Here is a 21,801-nt window from a genome sequence, read left to right on the forward strand (position 1 = left end):
AATTAATGTGGGCGTCGAATCATTAGCCTGAGGGTAATGGTATTTTGGCGTGTGTGGTGTAGCTTAATCAGGTTAGCGCGCATTTAACCTTATTAAAAGTTGGGATAAATTACATATACCATTGATAAATATAAATTTATCAGGTTAGCGTTTTTTCTGCAGCAGGCAATCTGTTCCGCTTGTTTGTTTGGTAAATTGGACAGCATCGTTACGCTAAACGGTTACGCTTCACAAAAGCGATATATAAATGATTATACAGCAAACCCACCTATACTTAAGTACAGGTAACGCCTGGTCTCCTGACGCTTAATTCAGAAATATTGAGGCGCTTATCTTCTGTTACGCGCTCACAATCGCCTGGGCGGCCTAAGGAAAAACAGCGGACAGAATATTGCCTGGCTTCCTGCGCATTGATTTAATGACCCATCATTAATAATACCTTTTACAGGCAAGCGTTAATTAATTTCTTATTTTCCTTAATTTTGCCTTCAATCAATATCTAATAAGAAATGACTCTTTCCTGTTTTTCCTTTTTTGATTTCTCAGGCGATTTAGCCATCCTGTAAAAAAACGCTTTTATGACAATATAAATATTTTCTATTTTTACCGCAATAAGATCAATGGCAATGAATTAACCGTTGCGTTCTGGCTTAATTAGAGACAATTCTCACATTGATAGATTATATTGAAAGCTATAATGCTTCGCTGACTACGCTAAACAAAAAGCTAATTACTATTATTATTTACGGATTTTATAATATCACTCAGGATTAATTATGATTAACACCGTGTTTATTGTTGATGACCACCCTTTTATCTGCTCAGGTATTAAGGCTTATTTACGCGCGAATAACTACACGATTGCAGGCGTTGCGCAGGATGGCGTTTCGGTGATTGCCGATGTGGGTTTACATCGCCCCGACCTGGTGATTATGGATCTTAACATCCCCGGCCGGGACGGCATGCAAGTCATTGAAAGTCTAAAGCGAATTAACGCGCAGCAGAAAATTATCGTGTTAACCGCCTCTGAAAGCGAGTTCCATATGCAGCGCTGTTTACAGCTTGGCGTTGATGGTTACCTGTGTAAAAGTCACGATATGACGCAGCTGCTACAGGCGATTCGCAGCATCGATAAAGGCATTAAGTTCTATCCGTGCTCGCATAATATAGAAGTCAAAACCCTGCATCCTGAAAGCGAAAAATTAATGTCGCTTTCTCGCCGCGAGCTGCTGGTACTCAGAAAGCTGGCCGCCGGATACTCCAATAAAGAAATAGCCTTACAGCTTTCGCTTAGCAATAAAACCATCAGTACCTATAAAATTAAAATATTGCGCAAGTTGGGTATTAAAAGCGTGGTGGATATTAATGAAGTCGCAAAAAGAAACTACCTGGTTTAGCCGGTTAATAACGGGCAGGGATCGCTTTAATTCCGACAATAGCGTATGCGGGATAATGTCTGTAAATGTGACGAGAGCGGGCAGCCGGTTATGCCGCCCCGCTCGTGGTTTAACTATGGTGCGCCAATTGCTGCGCCACAGGATGCCAAAAATCCGTTACCGCGCCTTCGCCGCCGGTTAACGGATCAAACGGCGGTAACGGTACGCGTTTAATCGCACTCTGGGAGCGTTCCAGAATATTTTTGTCATCGCGCAGCGTGTCAGGCTCCATGCCTGCTGGATAAGCGCCAACGGTGAAGAAATCCTCGCTGGCGGCCACCTGCTGATGCCCTACGCCCGCCGGGATAAGCACCGCATCGCCCATGCGCAACGTAACCATACGTCCGCTTTCGCCGCCAAACAGCACTTCTGCCCAGCCTGCGCCAACGCCCAGTAGCTCATGGCTGTTGGAGTGATAGTGCGTATAAGGAAAAATGGCTGAGCGCCAGCGTGGCGGCCAGTGGTTTTCCGCAAAGCGTTGTTCAAACCAGGCCGCAATATCCTCGACCTCATCTGGCACAATGCGCGGATAGATGATCAACGGCAGAGGGTTGTTCGGAATACCGTTTGAAGGCATAGCCAGCGTAAGATGCTGCGGGTTATTAGACGTCCCTGCAAACAGAGTGCCTGCGGCAAAAGACATCATAGCCATAAGACTGCATGATGAGGGAACCATACTACGCCTCCTGTAATTGCAATGTTAATTGATTGTGGCAAAAGCCGGTAACTTTGCAATAGCAATAATGGTTGCGGCCTCACAAAAATCTTTTATTTTCAATACTTAACTCAAATTACCGGCTGACGTAGCTCCTTTGCCGCTTTTATCTCTGCGTTTACATCATGGCAGCAATGAGTCCGCCCAGGATCGCGACTGCCGCTTCCTGCGCGCTGTCCCACGGCCATGAAGTATTAAAGCGGAAATAGTTGGCGTATTGCTGCCCCGATGAAAACATGCTGCCCGGCGCAATACTGATATTATGCTCCAGCGCGCGATAGTAGAGCTGTGTCGCATCCACCTTTCCCGGTAGTTCAATCCACAGAAAATAGCCGCCGCGCGAATCATTGATTTTCGCCCCGTAAGGCAGATGACGCTTTAGCGACTGACGGGCAAGATTTTTACGCTGTTCCAGTACGCGACGCAGCTTGCGCAAATGGCTGTCATAGCTTTGGGTGCCGAGATAGTTCGCCAGCGCCAGCTGCATTGGCGTGCTGGTGGCAAGCGTACTCATTAGCTGTAACCGCTGAATGCGCTGCGCCTGTTTGCCCGCCGCTACCCAGCCCACACGAAAACCCGCCACTAAACTCTTGGAAAAAGATGAGCAATGCAGCACGCTGCCGTGGCGATCAAACGCCTTTGCCGGTAAAGGTTTATCGGCGCCGAACCCCAGTTCGCTGTAAACGTCATCCTCAATGAGCGCGACCTGATGTGCCGCCAGCAGCGTAACCAGCGCCTTTTTCTTCTCACGGCTCAGGGTAAAACCCACCGGACTCTGCTGGTTGGTCATCAGCCAGCAGGCTTTAATTGGCCAGCACGTTAACGCCTGCTCCAGCTCGTTTAAATCCATGCCGTGTTGGGGATCGGTCGCAATCGCCACCGCTTTCAGTTTTAAGCGTTCAATGATCTGTAACGCGCCGTAGAAGGTTGGATTTTCCACCACCACCCAGTCGCCCGGCTCGGTGACCGCCTGCAAACTCAGGTTAAGCGCCTCCATTGCGCCGTTAGTGATCACAATCTCATCCGGCGAAACGGTAATGCCCTGCTGAGCATAGCGACGCGCCAGCGTTTTACGCAGCACTTCATTGCCCGGCGGCAGATTATTGATGGCGTCGCCCGGCGTCATGCTATGAGAAACGTTATTCAGCGCGCGCATCAGCTGCCGCTGCGGAAAAAGCTCTGGATCGGGAAAAGCGCAGCCGAACGGGATGATCAGCGGATCGCGGCAGGCCTGTAGTACATCAAAAATAAAAGAATTTATATCAACCGCTTCCGCCAGCTGCACCTTTTGATGATTGACCGGCTGACTGAGGAACTCCGCACGCGGCGCGACATAATAGCCGGACTGCGGTCGTGAAACGATGACGCCCTGACTTTCCAGCACCTGATAAGCGTGCATTACCGTCATCAGGCTCATGCCGCTCAGGTTCACCTGATCGCGCAGCGAAGGAAGCTTTTCGCCCGGCTGCCACACCTCGGCATCAATTTGCGCCTGAATTTGCTCCACCAGCTGGAGGTACTTAGCCATAAACTGTTACAGGTCCCGGAAGCGTAAAGGGCAACTATTATAGTTTTTCCGGCGCGTGGCGGCTACGCCAGCACGCCTTTCTCTTCGGCTCCGGGCGGTATCAGGCCACAGGCGTTGAATCTTTGGTTTCGATATATTCTTTCAATTCATGGATGCGTTCGGGCGGAATCGGTTTCCCCAACAGATATCCCTGCAGGCTGTTACAGCCAAGGTTGGTTAAAAAAGCCTGCTGCTCCGGCGTCTCCACCCCTTCCGCTACCACCTTGAGGTTAAGCGACTGCGCCAGCGCCACGATCGCCGAAACGATAGTCGCATCGCCACTGTTTTCACTCAGTTCGTTGACAAACGCGCGATCGATTTTCAGCTCGCTGGCGGGCAGACGCTTCAGGTAAAGCAGGCTGGAGTAGCCGGTGCCGAAGTCATCAATAGAGGCATTTACGCCGAGGTCGGTTAGCGCCGTCAGAATACGCACGCTCTCATCAGGATTGAGCATGGCGGTGGTTTCCGTCACTTCCAGCGTCAGCAGATGCGGCGGTATCTGATGTTTTTCCAGCGCCGTGACCACCGTATCCACCAGGCTGTTCTGTTCAAACTGCAGCGCCGACAGGTTAACCGCCACCGACCAGTTTTTATGGCCTTGCTCATGCCATTGATGCAGCTGGCGACAGGCTTCGTTAATGACCCAATTACCGACGCTGATAATCAAACCGCTCTTTTCCGCCAGCGGCAGGAAAGTATCCGGCGACAGCATGCCCCGGCGCGGATGCTGCCAGCGCAGCAGCGCTTCAAACCCGACAATCGGCCCGCTTGGCGCGGTATATTTTGGCTGATAGAACAGACGCAGCTCATCGTTATCCAGCGCCAGCCATAAATCGTTAATCAGCTGTAGCTGGGTTTGCGCGATGGTATTCATGGAGGGCTGGAAGAAGTAATAGCCGTTGCGTCCGTTGTTTTTGGTGTGATACATGGCGGCATCGGCGTTAAACATCAGTTCACGTTCATCAACGCCATCTCCTGGATAAACCGCGATGCCAATGCTGAGCGATACGTTCAGTTCATAACGGGAAATAGCAAAGGGTTTCGCTATCAGCTTAACCAGCGCATCGGCGGTCACTGCGGCCTCGTTCGGGTCATCGATTTCTATCAGCAGCACAAACTCATCGCCACCCAGGCGCGCCAGCGTGTAGTGCCCGCTGATATTGCTGGTCATACGTTCGGTTACCGCCACCAGCAAACTGTCGCCGATATGGTGACCGAAGGCGTCGTTGACCGCTTTAAAGCCGTCAAGATCCATAAACATCAGGGCGAAACGGGTATTTTCCCGCGTGGCTTTATTGATGGCCTGATCAAGCCGATCTTCCAGCAAAATCCGGTTCGGCAAGCGCGTCAGGTTATCCTGCAATGCCAGCTGCGCCAGCTCGCGGTTGGCTTCCGCCAGCGAAGAGGCGAGCATTGAGGTGCGTGCCTGCAGTCGCGCATCCAGCATCGAAACCAACAGCGTAATACCCAAAATAGAGAGCGAAACCACCGCCACCAGGATCGCCAGCCAGTCGCTGTCGACGCCGTGGTGCATCATATGACCATGCGCGGGGAAGTTGGCGGCCACCATGCCGGTATAGTGCATCCCGGCAATCGCAAATCCCATCACCACCGCCGCCCCGGCACGCAGCAGCGCCAGACGTCCGCCGCCGCTGCGCAGCCGGAACGCCAGCCAGAGCGCAGTGCCGGAGGCCAGCAAAGCGATAAGCACCGACAGCGCGACCCAGCGCCAGTCCCAGACAATCCCTGGCTCAAACATCAGCGCGGCCATACCGGTGTAGTGCATTGCCACCACCCCGCTGCCTAATACCAGCGCGCCATAGCTTAAACGCGGCCAGCGCAGCTCGCCGTAGCAAACAATCCACAGGGCAAATACCGAAGCGGCAATCGCAATCACCATCGACAGCAGCGTGAGCGGGCCGTTATAGCTCATCATCATCGGCATATTCATCGCCAGCATGCCGATAAAGTGCATCGCCCAGATGCCAATGCCCATGGCAAATCCACCGCCAAGCAGCCAAACCACCGCCGCTTTGCCGGTGCTGTTCACCACGCGCCCCGCCATATCCAGCGCAGTATATGAGGCCAGAAAAGCCACGATTATCGAAACGATAACCATCACCGTATCGTAAGAAGTTACTAACATAGACCTACCCGCCAGTTAACGCCTGCAGCAGGCGCGGAAATGAAATAAGCAACAGCAAGCGTTACACGGTTTTCAATAAATAAACTATCGGCCTTCCCGGCCTAATACTTATCGCCATCTTGATAAATAAAAGAGATTGCCTGGAACAATAAAACTGTTCTCAGCCTGAGCAGCCCTTACGGCAACACGGATGCGTGTCGCCATTAAGCACGAAACCCATAAGCCTTATTTTTGTTTCCGCTGAGTAATTATCACTTTTATTTTATACGGTCAGGCCCTTTCCAGGGATTTCCCTGTAAAAAAAGCGGCTATATAACAATCTGTTTTATAGGGTTAACGACGCCAGCACGTTGTATAAAAGCAGATTTTTCTCAATCATGAAAAGAAAATAACATCGATAAACCTTTTCGGATAGATGTTAAAGAAAGAGATCGTAGAAAGAGAGTCTGGCAGAAGCATGAAGGGGCCTGTGGCGTGGCCTGCAGGAAACAGGCCAATCTATCGCAGTAAAATTTTAACTTTCTGATTACCGCTTTGCTGAGGCTTGTTATATAGTAAAAGCAGCTAATATAAAGGGTATAAAATCAAATCCAGCGCAGTTTCTGGATGTTAAGCCACTTTTTGTTTGTTTTTTCCTTGTTTTTACTGCTTTTGGGTAAAGCTCTTTACTGAACACCAGGTGATAACGTCATTACGCCATCGCTATCAGTAAGGAAAGTTTATGAAACTGAAGTCATTATTGGCTGTAGCCGGTTGCACGCTTCCGCTTATCGCTACATCCTCTTTTGCTGCCACCACCACCGGCACCATTAATGCGACATTAACGCTGACCACCGGCTGCCTGGTTAACGGCCAGCCCGGCACCACCGGCGTTAACTTTGGTACGTTGGACTTCGGTAGCAGCGCCGCCACGTTTGATACCTTAAACGCGACGCTGGTGGGGACGGCGGGCACCGGTATTTATGTGCGCTGCACAACCGGTCAAACCTATAACGTGCAGGTCACCAGCAGCAATGCCGCACCGGCCACCGTTTATGGTGAGGTTACCGGCCAGCCGCGTTATCTGCTGTTGGGTTCCGATAATACCCAGGGCGTCACCTACACCCTCTACAGCGATGCGGGCTTTGCCAACGCCATAGCCAACAGCACTAACCTGCCTGCCAGCGGTACTGCCGATCCTAACCTGGGTGAAAACTACCAGATTTTTGGCCGCATCGTCGGCGGTGGCTTTAACGCTACCATTCCGGCTGGCACCTATACCGATACCATCAGCGTTGCTGTGAACTACTGAGGCCACGGCCAGGGAAAGCAACGTGTTTTGGAGGAGGCTGTGCGCGGCGGGCCGTTACGGTTCGCCCGCGCTGTTGGCGCTGTTATGGAGTGAGAACGCGATGGCATTGCCGACGCAAACCTTTCAGGTGAGCGCGGCGATTACCTCGGGCTGCACCATTTCTGGTAGCAATACCAGCGTTTTCGGCGCGCTTAATTTCGGAACGCAATCCGGTGTCGGCACCGCCAGCGTCAGAGCCAACTATGTGCAAAGCAGCAATATCAATATCGCCTGTACGCCTGGCACGTCGTTATCGATGAGCATCAACGGCGGCAGCAACTACACCACTACGCGCAATCTGAAGCTGGCGAACTTCAGCAATACGGTAGCCTATCGCCTCTATAGCAACGCCAACTACAGCGCCGCCAGCGAAATTCCGGTTAATCAGAACGTGGCGCTGAGCTACAGCAATGCCAATAACATTATTTTGCCGATTTACGGCCTTTTACAGCTCAGCGGCGTTCAACGCGCCGGTAGTTACAGCGATACGCTAACGGTGACGCTGAGCTGGTGATGAAATAAGGATCCAGGTATGACGCTTCTTCGCGCCCTGATGGTAGCGATCTTTACGCTACTTCCCTCGCTGGCTAATGCGGCCAACTCGGTCATGATCTGGCCTATCGATCCCAAAATCATCAGCGAAGATAAAGCCAGCGAGCTGTGGCTGGAGAATCGCGGTCAGGCCACGACGCTGATGCAGGTGCGCATCTTCGCATGGCAGCAGGTGGAAGGCCGGGAACAGTATCAAACGCAGCAGCAGGTGTTGGCCAGCCCGCCGGTGGTCAGAATCGAGCCGGGACAAAAACAGCTGGTGCGTCTGATTAAAATGACGCCCGCAGCGGCGGGTCAGGAAACCGCCTATCGCGTGGTACTGGATGAGATCCCTACGCCGCAGCAGCCGGGCGAAAATCAGGCCGGGCTGCGTTTCCAGATGCGCTATTCGGTGCCGCTGTTTGTGTATGGCAGCGGTCTGTCGCCGGATAGCGCGTTGCCGCAGCTTAGCTGGCGCACGGTGATGGAAGGCGGCCAGCGCTGGCTGGAGGTCAATAACCGCGGCGCGGTTCATGCCCGGCTCAGCAACGCTTCCTTAAACGGCCGCACGCTGGGCGACGGGTTATTCGGTTATGTGCTGGCCAATAGCCGCCATCGCTGGCCGCTCTCTTTTGCTGCCTCTTCCGGCGCCCAGCTCTCTGCCGAGGTGAATAACAAAGCCTGGCGCAGCGCCAGCAGCGCCCGTTAATTTATGAACGCTCTTCGCTGGCCTGCGCTACGCTGCGGTTCGCTGGCTATCGCTGGCCTGTACGGCTGCCTTTCGCCTTTGAGCAGCAGCGCGGAAACCTATTCTTCTCTGCCGCCGCCGCCAGCGGCAACCGCGGCGCAGGATGCCAGCCCGCAATATATGCTGGGGCTGGTGGTTAACCAGCAGGAGAGCGAACAGATCGTGCCGGTGATCTTCCGCGACGGTCACTATTGGCTGCGCGCCGGGGATTTACAGCGGGCCGGATTGCCTGCGGGAAAGCTCAACGGCGCAGAGGTGGATGTTTCCGCCATGCCGGAAGTGCAGGTGGAGTATGACAGCCAGCGGCAACGCCTGTTGCTGACCGTTCCCACCGACTGGCTGCCTGAGCAGACGTTTAACGGACGCGACAACGCCCCACGTTACCCTGCGCAGAGCAGCACCGGCGCACTGCTTAATTACGATTTTTATACCAGCCATAACAGCCAGGCGGGCAGCCGGGTATCGGCATGGAATGAGTTTCGCCTGTTCGGCGCTGCCGGTCAGTTTACGTCAAACGGCGTCTGGCAAGAGCAGCTTAGCGGCAACGGCAATCTTAACGATGGCTACCTGCGTTATGACACCTGGTGGAGCTATGAAGATGAAAACCGTGTGCTGAGCTGGCGCGTCGGCGATCTGATCACCGATGCATTAGGCTGGAGCAGCAGCGTAAGGCTGGGCGGGATCCAGCTGGCGCGCGATTTCAGCGTACGCCCCGATATGGTGACCTGGCCGCTGCCAAGCTTTGCCGGACAGGCGGCGGTGCCTTCCACCGTTGACCTGTTCGTCAATGGCTATCGCACCAGCAGTAATCAGGTTCAGCCCGGCCCGTGGACCATGAACAATATGCCGTTCGTTAACGGCGCCGGTGATGCGGTAGTGGTGACCACTGACGCGGTAGGACGTCAGGTCAGCACTTCGCTGCCCTTTTATGTCTCCAGCGATCTGCTCAAATCCGGCCTTTCCGACTTCTCTTTTTCCGCCGGGGCGCTGCGCAATAATTACGGCATCAAAAATTTTGATTACGGTACCGCGGCGGCCAGCGGCTCTTATCGCTACGGCCTGACCGACTGGCTGACGCTGGAAACCCATGCGGAAGGTGCCGACAGCCTGGCGCTGGGCGGCGGCGGCGCTCAGCTCAGGCTGGGCGCTTTCGGCGTGGTAAACGGCGCGCTGGCGCAAAGCCGTATGGACGCCGCCAGCGGAACCCAGTACAGCTGGGGCTATCAATATAATAACCGTTGGTTCAGCCTGGGCACCCAGCATACTATTCGCAGCGCGGATTTTGCCGATTTAGCGCTCTACAGCACCCGCAGCAGCAATACCAACGACATCGTCTGGACACTGAGTCGCCGTAGCGCGCAGTATAACGCCAGCGTGTCGCTAAACCGCTTCGGCAGCCTCGGCGCAGCCTTTATTGATATCACCAGCGGCAGCGGCGATCGCACGCGCCTGTGGAACCTCTCCTGGAGCAAAAACCTGTGGGGCAACAGCAGCCTGTACGTTGCCGCCACGCGCGATGTCGGCAGCGACGCATGGAGCGGCGCGGTTTCGTTGATTATCCCCTTCGGCGAGCACAGCAACGCCAGCCTCAGTTTTGAACGCGATCAGCAGGGCGGAAATGCGCAGCGCGTTTATCTGTCGCGGGCGATGCCCAGCGACGGCGGCTTCGCCTGGGACGCCTCCTGGGCCAATCAGAACAGCGGCGGCGATTATCGCCAGGGCAGCCTGCGCTGGCGTAACCAGAAAATCGATACGTCCGCCGGGTTTTATGGCGACAGCGACAACAGCACGGAATGGGCGGATGTTACCGGTTCGCTGGTGCTGATGGACAGCCGCCTGTTTGCCGCTAACGAAGTCAATGATGCGTTTGTGCTGGTAAAAACCGGTTATCCGGATGTCACGGTGCGCTATGAGAATCAGGCGATGGGCCGTACCGATCGCGACGGCTATCTGCTGGTGCCGCGTATCAGCTCTTACTACCCGGCCAAGTATGATATTGACGCGCTCGATTTACCGCCGGATATGACGGTGCCGCGCGTCGAGCAGCGCTTTGCGGTAAAACGTCAGAGCGGATTCCTGCTGCGCTTCCCCGTTGAGGCGCTGCGTGCCGCCAGCGTGATCCTGCACGATCAGCATGGCGATCCGCTGCCGGTCTCTAGCCAGGTCATGCGTGACGGTGAGCCTACGGAATATGTCGGCTGGGACGGACTGGCCTGGCTGGATAATTTGCAGGCCGAAAACGCGATGGCGGTGGTAACGCCCGACGGACGCCGCTGCGTTACTCATCTTTCGCTGGCGCAGGGACGCCCGCAGGCGCTGAAAGTTTACGGCCCGGTGATTTGTCCGCTGCCGGAACGGCCGCGCGGCGCGCCGGACAGCGTATCTACTAACTCAACCGCAGGAATTCTGCCATGACGATACGGTCAGCGTTGTTTTTAGCCCTGCTGCTGGGCGGCTTTAGCGGAACGCTGCACGCCGCCTGTACCCTGCCTGCCTCTACCGCCAGTTTCGGCTCCGTCACCTCTTTTGCCGCTAACAGCAGCGCCAGCACCGTTACCACCTCGGCCAACATTAACTGCGGCGCTGGCAGCACGTTATCGTTGCTGTCGGGCAATAATATTACGCTGCGCCTCGCCAGCGCCTCAGGCCCCAGCGGCACGCGCGGCAGCCTGCGGCCTGCGGGCTCCAGCAGTGACAGTATTCCGGTACAGCTCTGTACCGCCTCAACCTGCGCCACAGAATTGACCATCGGCGGCGCGGCGGTCACCTATAACGAAACGCAGCTGGCCGGTCTGGTCGGCCCGCTTGGCGGACTAAACTTCGCGGTTCCGCTCTATTTGCGCACGGTGCCTGGGCAGGTGGTTGCCGCTGGCACCTACAGCGGCACGCTGAACGTGGCGGTCACCTACCGTATTTGTACCGGTCTTGGAGCGCTGGGCCTCTGCCTGCTGGGTCAGGATCAAAATGGCTCCGGCACCATTCCAATTACGGTCAACCTGACCATTACCAACGATTGCACCACCATTACCGCGCCGAATATCAGCTTTGGCAGCGCGCCGTTAGTGAGTAGCTTTTCCGCCGTCTCGCAGTCAATCAGCGTGATTTGTACCAAGGGCAGCACCTATACGGTAGGCTTAAGCAATGGCAATTACGCCAACGGCAACGTACGCAATATGGCGAACGGCACCAACCGACTGAGCTATGAGATCTATAAAGGCACCGGCAGCAACCGTTGGGGACCAGCCGGTACTGAGCGCCAGTCAAGCGCCAACGCCACCAGCGTCAGCAGCGATGGGTTAACCCGTACGTTTCCGTACACGGCGCGCGTTTTAACCACCCAGAGCACGCCACCGGCAGGTAATTATACCGACAACGTGGTAGTGGATTTGGCGTTCTGATTCGGGCGCGCTTATCGCGATTGCCGTTTAAAGCCAACGGGTTTAACCGCATGCCGTGCCGCCTGATGGCTTCTGCGAAACAAACTGTCTGTTATTCATATTTATTAATATTTACTCGCAATTCTGCGCTGCGATTTTTTGCAGTAAAAGCAGTGACTTGACTGGTAGGAACAGTTACAGAACTCGACAACCTGCCCGTTTCTCCTAGCCTTAACAGTGAATTTCATTGAATACATCAGGAGGAAAAATGGCAGACCAATACAAAATGCAGAATCCTCTCACCCAGTATTACACCGGTGAATACCCGAAACAGCGTCAGCCCGCCCCAGGCATCCAGCAGGATATGCAGCCGGTGCCGGATTGCGGCGAAAAAAGCTACCGTGGCAGCCAGCGTCTGGAAGGACGCAAGGCGCTGGTAACCGGCGCTGATTCCGGTATTGGCCGCGCGGCCGCTATCGCTTATGCACGTGAAGGCGCTGATGTGGCAATTAACTATCTGCCTGCTGAGCAACGTGATGCGGAAGAAGTGGCTAACTATATCCGCGAGGCGGGCCGCAAAGTGGTGCTGATTCCCGGCGATATCAGTGAAGAAGCTTTTTGTAAGCAGCTGGTCACCCAGGCAAAAGAAGAGCTGGGCGGACTGGATATTCTGGCGCTGGTGGCCGGTAAGCAGGTTGCGGTAGAGCAGATCGCTGAGCTGACAACCGAGCAGTTCCGTAAAACCTATGAGACCAACGTGTTCTCGCTGTTCTGGATTACGCAGGCGGCGATCCCGCTGCTGCCGGAAGGCGCATCGATCATCACCACGTCGTCGATTCAGGCCTATCAGCCCAGCCCGCATCTGCTGGATTATGCCTCTACCAAGGCGGCAATCCTTGCCTATACGCGTGCGCTGGCAAAACAGGTGGCAGAGAAAGGCATTCGCGTAAACAGCGTGGCGCCAGGCCCTATCTGGACGGCGTTGCAGATTGCAGGCGGCCAGCCGCAGGAGAAACTGCCGGAGTTCGGTAAGCAAACGCCGATGAAGCGTGCGGGTCAGCCAGCGGAACTGGCAGGCGTTTATGTTTATCTGGCGTCGCAGGAATCAAGCTACGTCACGGCGGAAGTGCATGGCGTAACCGGCGGTGAGCATCTCAGCTAAACGCGGTTAGCGTAAAATACGTGCGCTTCGGCTCACCGGGCCGACAATAAAAAATACCGCAGCGGTCGCTGCGGTATTTTTTTGCCGGAAGATTGGTCAATCCAAAGCAGGCCGACTCAATAGCGGGTTATCCGTTACTTCTGCACGGTTTCCATGCCCATCAGGCCAATCTTAAGATAGCCTGCACCGCGCAGGGCATCCATGGCGCTCATCAGCGTTTCATAATCTACTGATTTATCCGCCTGGAAAAAGATAGTGGTATCTTTATTGCCTTCCGTCTGCGCATTCAGCACCTCGATCAGCTGCTCTTTGCTTACCGCTTCATTGCCGATATACATCTGCTTATCTTCTTTAATGGAAAGATAAACCGGCTTTTCCGGGCGCGGCTGCGGCGCGCTGGTTGAGGCAGGCAGGTTAACCCTGACATCTACCGTGGCCAGCGGCGCGGCGACCATAAAAATAATCAGCAGCACCAACATCACGTCGATAAACGGCGTCACGTTGATCTCATGCATTTCACCGTTACTGTCTAAATCATCATTTAACCGCATCGCCATAACGCTTAACCTACCCGCAGTTTATGCGCGCTCTGTACCGGATGCGCGTCGCCTTTACTGCGCGCCAGATCAAGATCGCGACTTTGCAGCAGCAACACCTGCGCCGCTACATCGCCCAGGCCCGCTTTATAGCTGGCAATCATACGGGCGAAAATGTTGTAGGTGACCACCGCCGGAATCGCGGCAATCAGGCCGATAGCGGTGGCCAGCAGCGCTTCTGCGATCCCCGGCGCAACCACTGCGAGGTTGGTAGTTTGGGTTTGGGCGATGCCGATGAAGCTGTTCATGATGCCCCACACGGTGCCGAACAGGCCGATAAAGGGCGCAACGGAACCGATGGTCGCCAGGAAGCCGTTACCGCGACCGGCATGGCGGCTGATGGCCGCAACGCGGCGTTCCAGACGGAAGCCGGTACGCTCTTTAATCCCTTCGTTGTCGTCTGAACCGGCAGAAAGTTCCAGTTCGTTCTGCGCTTCTTGCAGCAGTACTGCGCTCTGGCTGCGCGCATGAAATGCGTCGCTGAGTTCGGCGGCCTGACGCAGCGAACGCGCTTCCGTCAGGGTTTGCTGCTCTTGTTTCAGGCGCCGCCGCGCCGAGGTCAGTTCAGTAAACTTGCCGAAGAAGATGGTCCAGGTGACTACGGACGCCAGCAGCAGCCCGATCATTACCGTTTTTACTACGATGTCCGCATGTTCATACATGCCCCAGACGGAGAGATCCGCCTGCATCAGTTCATTGGTCACCACGCTTTTTCTCCAACCTTAAGAAGAGTCATTCAAACAGTTCCGGATCATACCAAAACAAGAGCGAATTGATACTAGTTCTCATTAGTATTTACAAAGATTTCTCCTGCTTTCCCTTCTGCCGGGCGGAAGTGCGCGCTAATGTAACCGGTTAGTTTTTAAACTGTGACGCTGCGTATAAATTTATTAAAACATCGTTTTAATTGTGTGATGCGATTCATTCAATTCAGCAGCGCCAATTTTCCGCCTGCGCAATTTATCTATAGTGAATCAGCCCTGCTGGCATCTGACCCTTGCCCTCCCCTCTTTCAGACCAGAAATCGGGCTCCCTTTAAGCGCAGGAGATCATCATATGAAAATGAAAAAACTGTTGCTGGCATTATCGCTGGCATCCACCGCGCTGTTTGCCTCTTCAGCCGCTTCGGCAAAAGTGCTGAAGGTGGCAGAAGTTCAGCCTGCCGGTTATCCCACCGTCGTTGCACTTGAACATATGGGCGAAAAGCTGAAGCAGGCGACCGATGGTCGGCTGGAAATGCGGGTTTATGCAGGCGGCACGCTCGGTGATGAAGAGCAAACGCTACAACAGGTACAGATTGGCGCCGTGGATATGATTCGCGTTTCGCTGGCACCGGTTTCCACTATCGCACCGGAAACCGGCGTGCTGACGCTACCCTATGTGTTTCGTGATGAAGCGCATATGCATCGCGTCCTGGACGGCGAGATAGGGAAAGCGATTACCGACAAGTTTGATCAGGATCCCAGGGCGCGCATGGTGTTTCTCGGCTGGAGTGACGCCGGTGTGCGTAACATGATCACCAAAGATCCGGTCACCAAACCAGAAGATCTGAAAGGAATGAAAATTCGCGTCCAGAACAGCGCCATTTCGCTGGCGACGTTAAAGGCGATGGGCGCCAATCCGGTGGCGATGGGCGTGAGTGAAGTGTTCAGTGCGATGCAGACCGGCGTGGTAGATGGCACGGAAAACAATCCGCCCACCTTTGTTGCCCACAACTATCTGCCGGTAGCGAAGTATTACACGCTGACCGGGCACTTTATCCAGCCGGAAATGATCCTGTTCTCTAAACGCACCTGGGACAAACTTTCAGCCGAAGATCAGGCGCTGCTGCGTAAGCTGGGCAAAGAAGCGCAGGAAGATGAACGCAAGCTGTGGGCGGAATATAACCAGCAGTCGCTGGATAAGATGAAAGCAGGCGGCGTGACGTTCCAACAGATCGATCGCGAGATCTTCGTGAAAGCCACACAGCCGGTACGTGACCAGTACGGTAAAGCGTATCAGGATATGATGCAGCAAATCGCTGCGGTGAAATAACCCTCCCTGCGCCACGATGCCTCGTGGCGCCGCTAATCAGGTAACACACTATGTCTGCCTATTCACGTTTAATGGATGCGGTCTATCTGCTGTGCATGCTCATCGCTGCGGTTGCGTTGCTGTTAATGGTGACGGTGATCCCCGTTGGCATCTTCGCCCGCTATGTCATGAATGATGCGCTCTCCTGGCCGGAGCCGGTCGCGATTGTCTGCATGATTATTTTTACCTTTATCGGCGCGCCGGTGGGCTTCCGCGCGGGGACCCATATCTCTGTATCGATGGTGACCGATCGCCTCTCGCCGCGCGGGCAAAAAATTGCGGCGCTGTTAAGCAATTTGCTGATGCTGGCTGCCTGTCTGGTTATTTTTCAGGCGAGCTACGCGCTGTGTGAAGCGATGTGGTATCAGCCGCAAGCCTCGTTGCCCTCCGTCACCTTTGGGGTGATGTATCTGCCTATTCCGGTTGGCGCGCTGCTGACCATTCTGTTTGTGATTGAACGCCTGCTGTGCGGCGAGCAGTCCGAACGCCCGCTGGTCAGCCTTGGCGGCACCCACTGATTCGGAGCTTAAGATGGACGCACTGATCTTGATTGGCAGTATGGTAATCCTGTTGCTGATAGGCTTTCCGGTCGCTTTTGCCGTCGGCCTCAGCGCTTTTATCGGCGCCTGGTGGATCGACCTGCCGCTGGAGGCGGTGGTTATCCAGATTACCAATGGCGTAAATAAGTTCTCATTATTAACCATTCCGTTCTTTATTCTGGCGGGCGCAATTATGGCTGAAGGCGGCATCGCCCGACGGCTGGTTAACTTCGCCTATATTTTTGTCGGCTTTATCCGCGGCGGGCTGTCGCTGGTGAATATTGTCGCCTCGACCTTCTTTGGCGCGATTTCCGGCTCGTCGGTGGCGGATACCGCGTCGATCGGCTCGGTGATGATTCCGCAAATGGAAGAGAAAGGCTATCCGCGCGATTTTGCCGCAGCAGTGACCGCCAGCGGATCGGTGCAGGCGGTGCTGACGCCGCCCAGCCATAACTCAGTGATCTATTCGCTGGCCACCGGCGGCGTGGTGACCATCTCCTCGCTGTTTGTCGCCGGTATCTTTCCCGGCCTGCTGCTGGGGCTGTGTCTGATGGTGATGTGCCTCGGCTTCGCGCGCAAGCGCGGTTACCCAAAAGGCGAACGCATCCCTTTTCGCCAGGCGCTAAAAATCTTTCTGGATGCCTTCTGGGGTCTGTTTACTATTGTGATCATTCTCGGCGGCATTCTCTCCGGCATCTTCACCGCCTCGGAGTCGGCGGCGATCGCCTGTTTGTGGGCCTTTTTTGTCACCATGTTTATCTACCGCGACTTTAAGTGGAGCCAGCTGCATATCCTGCTGTTTCGCACCATTAAAACCGTCACCATCGTGATGGTGTTAATCGCCTTCGCCTCCGGCTTTGGCGCGGTGATGACCTTTATGCAGTTGCCGACCCTTATCACTGACGCTTTTACCGCTCTGTCGGACAATAAATATGTGATTCTGATGTGCATTAATCTACTGCTGCTGGTACTCGGCACGCTGATGGATATGGCGCCGCTTATTCTGATCCTGACGCCGGTGCTGCTGCCGGTGGCCACCGCGCTGGGTATCGATCCGGTGCATTTCGGCATGATCATGATGACTAACCTCGGCATCGGCCTGATCACCCCGCCGGTCGGCACGGTGCTGTTTGTCGCCAGCGCGGTGGGTAAGCAGAAGATCGAGCAGGTGGTAAGGGCAATGCTGCCGTTTTACTGCGCGCTGTTTGTGGTGCTGATGCTGATTACCTATGTCCCGGCAATTTCGCTGTGGCTGCCGCACGTGATGGGCGTGATGTAACCCTGTATGTTTTGCCGCAGCGCCCCTTCTGCTGCGGTGATAACAGCTAACATGGCAAAGCGGGCGTCAACGGAGCCATTTTCCGCTGCCGCCCGCTTTTTTCTCCCTTAACGGCCACTGTCTGATAGTGGCAAATCACGCTCAACCCCAGCCCGCTAAACGTGATAAGTTAACGCTTCACTACAGGTTAGGCAGGACCGCTTGCAGCATGTCGAAAAAAAAGATTGAAACCACTCTGATTAGCGCTGGCAGACAACCCCGTTACACACAGGGCGCCGTTAACAGCGTTATTCAGCGCGCCTCTTCACTGGTATTCGCTACCGTGGCCGATAAAAAACGCGCTACCGCCGGACGGGCGCAGGGCGAACTGTTTTATGGTCGCCGTGGCACGCTGACCCATTTTTCGTTGCAGGAGGCGATGTGCGAGCTGGAAGGCGGCGCGGGCTGCGCGCTCTACCCTTGCGGCGCGGCGGCGGTCTCAAATGCGATTCTGGCGTTTGTTGAGGCGGGCGACGAGGTGCTGATGGCCGGTTCGGTCTATGAACCCACGCAGGATTTCTGCAATAAGATCCTCGCTAAACTCGGCGTGACCACGCGCTATTTCGATCACCTTATCGGCCCGGCGATCGCCGAGCTGGTGCAGCCGAATACCAAAGTGGTTTTTCTTGAATCCCCCGCGTCGATCACTATGGAAGTGCAGGATGTACCGGCGATCGTGCAGGCGGTGCGCAGTAAAGCGCCCGACGCAATTATTATGCTGGATAATACCTGGGCCGCCGGTTTGCTGTTTCGTCCGCTGGAGCACGGCGTGGATATCTCAATTCAGGCGGGCACCAAATATCTGGTGGGCCATTCCGATGCGATGATCGGCACCGCCGTCAGCAATGCGCGCTGCTGGGATCGCCTGCGCGAGAACTCCTATCTGATGGGACAGATGGTGGATGCGGATACCGCTTATGTCACTAGCCGCGGCCTGCGTACGCTGGCGGTGCGCCTGCGTCAGCATGAGGAGAGCGCGCTGGCGGTGGCTAACTGGCTGGCGGCGCGCCCGGAAGTGGCACGCGTTAATCATCCGGCGCTGCCGCAGTGCCCGGGACATCAGGCCTGGAAGCGCGATTTCAGCGGCAGCAGCGGTCTGTTTTCCTTTGTGCTGGCGCAAAAACTGAGCGATGAAAAGCTGGCACAATTTCTTGATGGTTTTCACCACTTCAGCATGGCTTACTCCTGGGGCGGATTTGAATCGTTGATTCTGGCGAATCAGCCGGAAGAGCTGGCGGCCATTCGCCCGGCTAACGGCGTGGATTTTAGCGGCACGCTGGTGCGGCTGCATATTGGCCTGGAGCATGTTGACGATCTGCTTGAGGATTTAGCCGCCGGTTTTGCGCGTATCGCCCAGCCATAAGCGGTAAAAAGCACGCTAACCTTAAACAAACACTTAACGGGTCGCCCTCTGTGATTTTCAGACAGGATAAGGGCGGCTCTTTGCAGTTACACTTAAGCGATTACCACAGTCAACGAGGAAGCACATGGGTGTGATACATGAGATTGTTCAGGCGCTATGGCATCAGGATTTTGCCGCGCTGGCCAATCCAGATGTGGTTTGGATCGTTTACGGCATCATGTTTCTGACGCTGTTTCTGGAGAATGGCCTGCTGCCTGCCTCGTTTTTGCCGGGCGATAGCCTGTTGCTGCTGGCAGGCGCAATGATTGCCAAAGGGGTGATGGACTTTGTCCCAACGCTGGTGATCCTGACCACGGCCGCCAGCCTCGGCTGTTGGCTGAGCTATTTGCAGGGGCGCTGGCTGGGCAATACCCGGCTGGTGAAAAGCTGGCTGATGCATCTGCCCGCGCAGTACCATCAGCGCGCGTGGCATCTGTTTAACCGTCACGGTTTGATGGCGCTGTTGGTAGGCCGTTTTCTGGCATTTGTGCGTACGCTGCTGCCAACCATGGCGGGCATTTCCGGCCTGCAAAACGGACGTTTTCAGCTGTTTAACTGGCTGAGCGGGCTGCTGTGGGTAACGATTGTCACCGCCTTTGGCTACGGCATCAGCCAGGTGCCTTTTATCAAGCGCCACGAAGATCAGGTAATGGCGATTTTGATTATTCTGCCGGTCGCCCTGCTGTTTTTAGGCCTGGCGGGCAGCGTTGCGCTGCTCTGGAAAAAGCGCCGTCAGCGCGCCTGACCGGTTGCGGCTGGCTGATTAACCCGCCAGCCGCATTCGGGTCATCTCTTCACCCGGCGTCACGCCAAAGTAACGCTTAAACTCGCGCGAAAACTGCGAGGCGCTTTCATAACCCACTTTCATCGCCGCCGTGCTGGCTTTTAACCCTTCCTGCAACATCATATTGCGCGCCTGATGCAGCCGGTAGGTTTTCAGGTATTGCAGCGGTGAGGTGCTGGTTACCGCCTTGAAATTATGATGAAACGCCGAGACGCTCATGTTCACTTCTGCCGCCAGCAATTCTACGCTCAGGCTATCGGTGTAGCAGCTTTCGATGCGCCGCAGCGCCCGCGCGATTTGGCTGAACTGGGTATGTCGGCTGACCAGCGATAACAGCGCGCCGCCGCAGGGGCCGGTCAGGACATAGTAGAGAATTTCCCGCACGATTTGCGGCCCCAGCACGCGCGCATCGCGATTTTTGTGCATCACGTCCAGCAGGCGCTCGGTGGCGCAGAGCAGCTCTTCAGAAAGGAAAGCGGAGTGAATGCCCTGGTTTAACGGCCTCGGCTGGAAGCTTTCGTCGTTGTTCAGTTCGATCAGCAAATCCTGCAGTTTGGGCATATCGACATGCAGCATCATGCCCGCCAGCGGGTTTTCCTGCGTGGCGAAGGTTTCGCATTCAAACGGCAGCGGCACGGTTAGCATCAGGTATTTGCTGGCATCGTAGTTAAAAGTGGTGGTGCCGATATAGCCCACTTTTTTCCCCTGAAACAGGATAACGATGCCGGGCCGGTACATCACCGGCGTGCGCGCCCAGGTTTTATCCGCATACAGTAGCTGCACTTCCGGCAGTTCAGGCAAGGCGGCGCGTCCGGCTATACGTAGCTGAATCACTTTTTGCGCCAGCGTGGCGCAGATCGCTTCACGATCCATTTCTCTGCTCGCGTTGATTAACCCACCGGCAGTTTGCCTGTAGCAGACGAAATTCTCCAGCGGCCTGGAGAAACAGGCAAGTTATCGGCAGAAATAAGCATTGGTCTTTTTTCCCTGATGGCAGACGCTTCAGCCACCGCTGCATATCTCGACTAGACTTAAGGGTTATCGGGTCCAACTAACCAGTAAGGAGAAGTTATGACAGACCAACCGATTATTAAGCTGCGTGACGGCAATATGATGCCACAGCTGGGGCTGGGTGTGTGGCAGGCCACTATTGAGGAAGCACGCGACGCGGCGCTGAAGGCGCTGGAAGTGGGTTATCGCTCTATCGATACCGCCGCTATTTATAAAAATGAGGAAGGTATCGGTCAGGCGCTGCAGCAAACGGACGTGGCGCGTGAGGACATTTTTGTCACCACCAAGCTGTGGAATGAAGATCAGCTGAACGCGCAACAGGCAATGGAGAGTAGCCTGCAGAAATTGCAGCTGGAATCGGTGGATCTTTATCTGATGCACTGGCCTTGTCCAGAAAAGGACAATTATGTTGAGGCCTGGAAAGGGATGATTGCGTTACAGCAGCAGGGGCTGACGAAAAGTATCGGCGTCTGTAATTTTCAGGAGAAGCATTTGAAGCGGCTGATTGATGAGACGGGCGTGACGCCGGTGGTTAATCAGGTTGAGCTGCATCCGATGTTGCAACAGCGCGAGCTGCATGCCTGGAATGCGATGCATCAGATCCAGACGGAGTCCTGGAGCCCGCTGGCGCAGGGCGGCAAGGGCGTTTTCGATCAGGAAGTCATTAAGAAGCTGGCGAAGAAGTATGGTAAGACGCCTGCGCAGGTGGTGATTCGCTGGCATCTGGATTGCGGTTTGGTGGTGATTCCTAAATCGGTGACGCCATCGCGTATTGAGGAGAATTTCCACGTGTTTGATTTTCGTCTGGAGAAGACGGAGATCAGCGAGATCGCGAAGATGGATAGCGGTACGCGTTTGGGGCCGCACCCGGATGAGCTGAATTAAAGATTGATAATTTCGCGGCAGAGCTTAAGTCGCTGCGGGATCGGGCCTCAGTCGCGGTGACCTCGGTAGTAAGCCGCGGCGGGGCCTGGAGGGAAGTCGCAGCGGGATCTGCTGGCAAGTCGCGGCGGGGTGTACTGGCAAGTCGCGGCGGGGTCTGGTGTCTCCGCAGGGAGAGCGGGCC

Annotated in this window: 19 protein-coding genes; 13 read left to right on the top strand and 6 right to left on the bottom strand. The window is 55.1% G+C overall.

Annotated features, from left to right (window positions below):
• Nucleotides 1-776: 776 nt before the first annotated feature.
• Nucleotides 777-1,397 (top strand): response regulator, encoded by a 621-nt coding sequence (locus J2X14_RS15685; RefSeq protein WP_352412103.1) that lies wholly within the window; start codon nucleotides 777-779, stop codon nucleotides 1,395-1,397.
• Nucleotides 1,398-1,506: 109 nt separating this feature from the next.
• Here the strand turns inward: J2X14_RS15685 and J2X14_RS15690 are convergent, their stop codons facing one another.
• The 3 genes from J2X14_RS15690 to J2X14_RS15700 form a co-directional block, all read right to left on the bottom strand.
• Entirely contained in the window at nucleotides 1,507-2,112 is a 606-nt protein-coding gene (locus J2X14_RS15690; protein WP_352412104.1) for a hypothetical protein, read from the bottom strand.
• Between the two features lie 157 nt (nucleotides 2,113-2,269).
• Entirely contained in the window at nucleotides 2,270-3,679 is a 1,410-nt protein-coding gene (locus tag J2X14_RS15695; protein ID WP_352412105.1) for an aminotransferase-like domain-containing protein, read from the bottom strand.
• Between the two features lie 100 nt (nucleotides 3,680-3,779).
• Entirely contained in the window at nucleotides 3,780-5,864 is a 2,085-nt protein-coding gene (locus J2X14_RS15700) for a putative bifunctional diguanylate cyclase/phosphodiesterase (RefSeq protein ID WP_352412106.1), read from the bottom strand.
• Between the two features lie 721 nt (nucleotides 5,865-6,585).
• Here J2X14_RS15700 and J2X14_RS15705 point away from each other — a divergent pair.
• The 6 genes from J2X14_RS15705 (at nucleotide 6,586) to J2X14_RS15730 (ending at nucleotide 13,012) form a co-directional block, all read left to right on the top strand.
• Nucleotides 6,586-7,155, top strand: a complete 570-nt coding sequence (locus J2X14_RS15705; protein WP_352412107.1) for a Csu type fimbrial protein — start codon at nucleotides 6,586-6,588, stop codon at nucleotides 7,153-7,155.
• A 100-nt stretch (nucleotides 7,156-7,255) separates the two neighbouring features.
• On the top strand, nucleotides 7,256-7,708 hold the full coding sequence (locus J2X14_RS15710) for a Csu type fimbrial protein (protein ID WP_352412188.1): 453 nt from the start codon (nucleotides 7,256-7,258) through the stop codon (nucleotides 7,706-7,708).
• Nucleotides 7,709-7,726: 18 nt separating this feature from the next.
• On the top strand, nucleotides 7,727-8,434 hold the full coding sequence (locus tag J2X14_RS15715; RefSeq protein WP_352412108.1) for a fimbrial biogenesis chaperone: 708 nt from the start codon (nucleotides 7,727-7,729) through the stop codon (nucleotides 8,432-8,434).
• Between the two features lie 3 nt (nucleotides 8,435-8,437).
• Entirely contained in the window at nucleotides 8,438-10,888 is a 2,451-nt protein-coding gene (locus J2X14_RS15720; protein WP_352412109.1) for a fimbria/pilus outer membrane usher protein, read from the top strand.
• A complete protein-coding gene (locus J2X14_RS15725; RefSeq protein ID WP_352412110.1) occupies nucleotides 10,885-11,871 on the top strand; it encodes a Csu type fimbrial protein in 987 nt (328 codons plus the stop codon). Before J2X14_RS15720 ends, J2X14_RS15725 begins: the two co-directional genes overlap by 4 nt.
• Nucleotides 11,872-12,118: 247 nt before the next feature.
• On the top strand, nucleotides 12,119-13,012 hold the full coding sequence (locus J2X14_RS15730; RefSeq protein WP_352412111.1) for an SDR family oxidoreductase: 894 nt from the start codon (nucleotides 12,119-12,121) through the stop codon (nucleotides 13,010-13,012).
• 134 nt (nucleotides 13,013-13,146) lie between these two features.
• On the opposite strand, the gene exbD is transcribed toward J2X14_RS15730, so the two are convergent.
• Nucleotides 13,147-13,569 carry a TonB system transport protein ExbD gene (gene exbD, locus J2X14_RS15735; protein WP_352412112.1) on the bottom strand — a complete coding sequence of 141 codons (423 nt, stop codon included), beginning with the start codon at nucleotides 13,567-13,569 and terminating at the stop codon, nucleotides 13,147-13,149.
• A 5-nt stretch (nucleotides 13,570-13,574) separates the two neighbouring features.
• Nucleotides 13,575-14,312, bottom strand: a complete 738-nt coding sequence (exbB, locus tag J2X14_RS15740; RefSeq protein WP_352412189.1) for a tol-pal system-associated acyl-CoA thioesterase — start codon at nucleotides 14,310-14,312, stop codon at nucleotides 13,575-13,577.
• Nucleotides 14,313-14,664: 352 nt separating this feature from the next.
• Here exbB and J2X14_RS15745 point away from each other — a divergent pair, with 352 nt between their 5' ends.
• From J2X14_RS15745 to J2X14_RS15765, 5 genes are all read left to right on the top strand, one after another.
• On the top strand, nucleotides 14,665-15,642 hold the full coding sequence (locus J2X14_RS15745) for a TRAP transporter substrate-binding protein (RefSeq protein ID WP_352412113.1): 978 nt from the start codon (nucleotides 14,665-14,667) through the stop codon (nucleotides 15,640-15,642).
• A 50-nt stretch (nucleotides 15,643-15,692) separates the two neighbouring features.
• The gene (locus J2X14_RS15750; RefSeq protein WP_352412114.1) at nucleotides 15,693-16,199 is read left to right on the top strand and encodes a TRAP transporter small permease; all 507 of its coding nucleotides are present in this window, start codon (nucleotides 15,693-15,695) and stop codon (nucleotides 16,197-16,199) included.
• A gap of 13 nt (nucleotides 16,200-16,212) precedes the next feature.
• Entirely contained in the window at nucleotides 16,213-17,499 is a 1,287-nt protein-coding gene (locus J2X14_RS15755) for a TRAP transporter large permease (RefSeq protein ID WP_352412115.1), read from the top strand.
• Nucleotides 17,500-17,707: 208 nt separating this feature from the next.
• A complete protein-coding gene (gene metC, locus J2X14_RS15760; protein WP_352412116.1) occupies nucleotides 17,708-18,901 on the top strand; it encodes a cystathionine beta-lyase in 1,194 nt (397 codons plus the stop codon).
• Between the two features lie 124 nt (nucleotides 18,902-19,025).
• The gene (locus tag J2X14_RS15765) at nucleotides 19,026-19,685 is read left to right on the top strand and encodes a DedA family protein (RefSeq protein WP_352412117.1); all 660 of its coding nucleotides are present in this window, start codon (nucleotides 19,026-19,028) and stop codon (nucleotides 19,683-19,685) included.
• Between the two features lie 18 nt (nucleotides 19,686-19,703).
• On the opposite strand, the gene J2X14_RS15770 is transcribed toward J2X14_RS15765, so the two are convergent.
• Nucleotides 19,704-20,597, bottom strand: coding sequence for an AraC family transcriptional regulator (locus J2X14_RS15770; protein WP_352412118.1), 894 nt, complete (start codon nucleotides 20,595-20,597; stop codon nucleotides 19,704-19,706).
• Between the two features lie 198 nt (nucleotides 20,598-20,795).
• Here J2X14_RS15770 and dkgA point away from each other — a divergent pair, with 198 nt between their 5' ends.
• Complete coding sequence (gene dkgA, locus J2X14_RS15775) at nucleotides 20,796-21,620, top strand: 2,5-didehydrogluconate reductase DkgA (RefSeq protein ID WP_352412119.1); 825 nt, start codon at nucleotides 20,796-20,798, stop codon at nucleotides 21,618-21,620.
• The last annotated feature ends 181 nt before the right edge of the window (nucleotides 21,621-21,801 follow it).

It is taken from the genome of Mixta sp. BE291 (assembly GCF_031457955.1).
In the GTDB taxonomy this organism is placed as follows: domain Bacteria; phylum Pseudomonadota; class Gammaproteobacteria; order Enterobacterales; family Enterobacteriaceae; genus Mixta.

What these genes read in the sequence shown, in the direction of transcription:
- J2X14_RS15685 (WP_352412103.1), top strand. Translation starts at nt 777, where the DNA reads ATGATTAACACCGTGTTTATTGTTGATGACCACCCTTTTATCTGCTCA.
- J2X14_RS15690 (WP_352412104.1), bottom strand. Translation starts at nt 2,112, where the DNA reads ATGGTTCCCTCATCATGCAGTCTTATGGCTATGATGTCTTTTGCCGCA.
- J2X14_RS15695 (WP_352412105.1), bottom strand. Translation starts at nt 3,679, where the DNA reads ATGGCTAAGTACCTCCAGCTGGTGGAGCAAATTCAGGCGCAAATTGAT.
- J2X14_RS15700 (WP_352412106.1), bottom strand. Translation starts at nt 5,864, where the DNA reads ATGTTAGTAACTTCTTACGATACGGTGATGGTTATCGTTTCGATAATC.
- J2X14_RS15705 (WP_352412107.1), top strand. Translation starts at nt 6,586, where the DNA reads ATGAAACTGAAGTCATTATTGGCTGTAGCCGGTTGCACGCTTCCGCTT.
- J2X14_RS15710 (WP_352412188.1), top strand. Translation starts at nt 7,256, where the DNA reads ATGGCATTGCCGACGCAAACCTTTCAGGTGAGCGCGGCGATTACCTCG.
- J2X14_RS15715 (WP_352412108.1), top strand. Translation starts at nt 7,727, where the DNA reads ATGACGCTTCTTCGCGCCCTGATGGTAGCGATCTTTACGCTACTTCCC.
- J2X14_RS15720 (WP_352412109.1), top strand. Translation starts at nt 8,438, where the DNA reads ATGAACGCTCTTCGCTGGCCTGCGCTACGCTGCGGTTCGCTGGCTATC.
- J2X14_RS15725 (WP_352412110.1), top strand. Translation starts at nt 10,885, where the DNA reads ATGACGATACGGTCAGCGTTGTTTTTAGCCCTGCTGCTGGGCGGCTTT.
- J2X14_RS15730 (WP_352412111.1), top strand. Translation starts at nt 12,119, where the DNA reads ATGGCAGACCAATACAAAATGCAGAATCCTCTCACCCAGTATTACACC.
- exbD (WP_352412112.1), bottom strand. Translation starts at nt 13,569, where the DNA reads ATGGCGATGCGGTTAAATGATGATTTAGACAGTAACGGTGAAATGCAT.
- J2X14_RS15745 (WP_352412113.1), top strand. Translation starts at nt 14,665, where the DNA reads ATGAAAATGAAAAAACTGTTGCTGGCATTATCGCTGGCATCCACCGCG.
- J2X14_RS15750 (WP_352412114.1), top strand. Translation starts at nt 15,693, where the DNA reads ATGTCTGCCTATTCACGTTTAATGGATGCGGTCTATCTGCTGTGCATG.
- J2X14_RS15755 (WP_352412115.1), top strand. Translation starts at nt 16,213, where the DNA reads ATGGACGCACTGATCTTGATTGGCAGTATGGTAATCCTGTTGCTGATA.
- metC (WP_352412116.1), top strand. Translation starts at nt 17,708, where the DNA reads ATGTCGAAAAAAAAGATTGAAACCACTCTGATTAGCGCTGGCAGACAA.
- J2X14_RS15765 (WP_352412117.1), top strand. Translation starts at nt 19,026, where the DNA reads ATGGGTGTGATACATGAGATTGTTCAGGCGCTATGGCATCAGGATTTT.
- J2X14_RS15770 (WP_352412118.1), bottom strand. Translation starts at nt 20,597, where the DNA reads ATGGATCGTGAAGCGATCTGCGCCACGCTGGCGCAAAAAGTGATTCAG.
- dkgA (WP_352412119.1), top strand. Translation starts at nt 20,796, where the DNA reads ATGACAGACCAACCGATTATTAAGCTGCGTGACGGCAATATGATGCCA.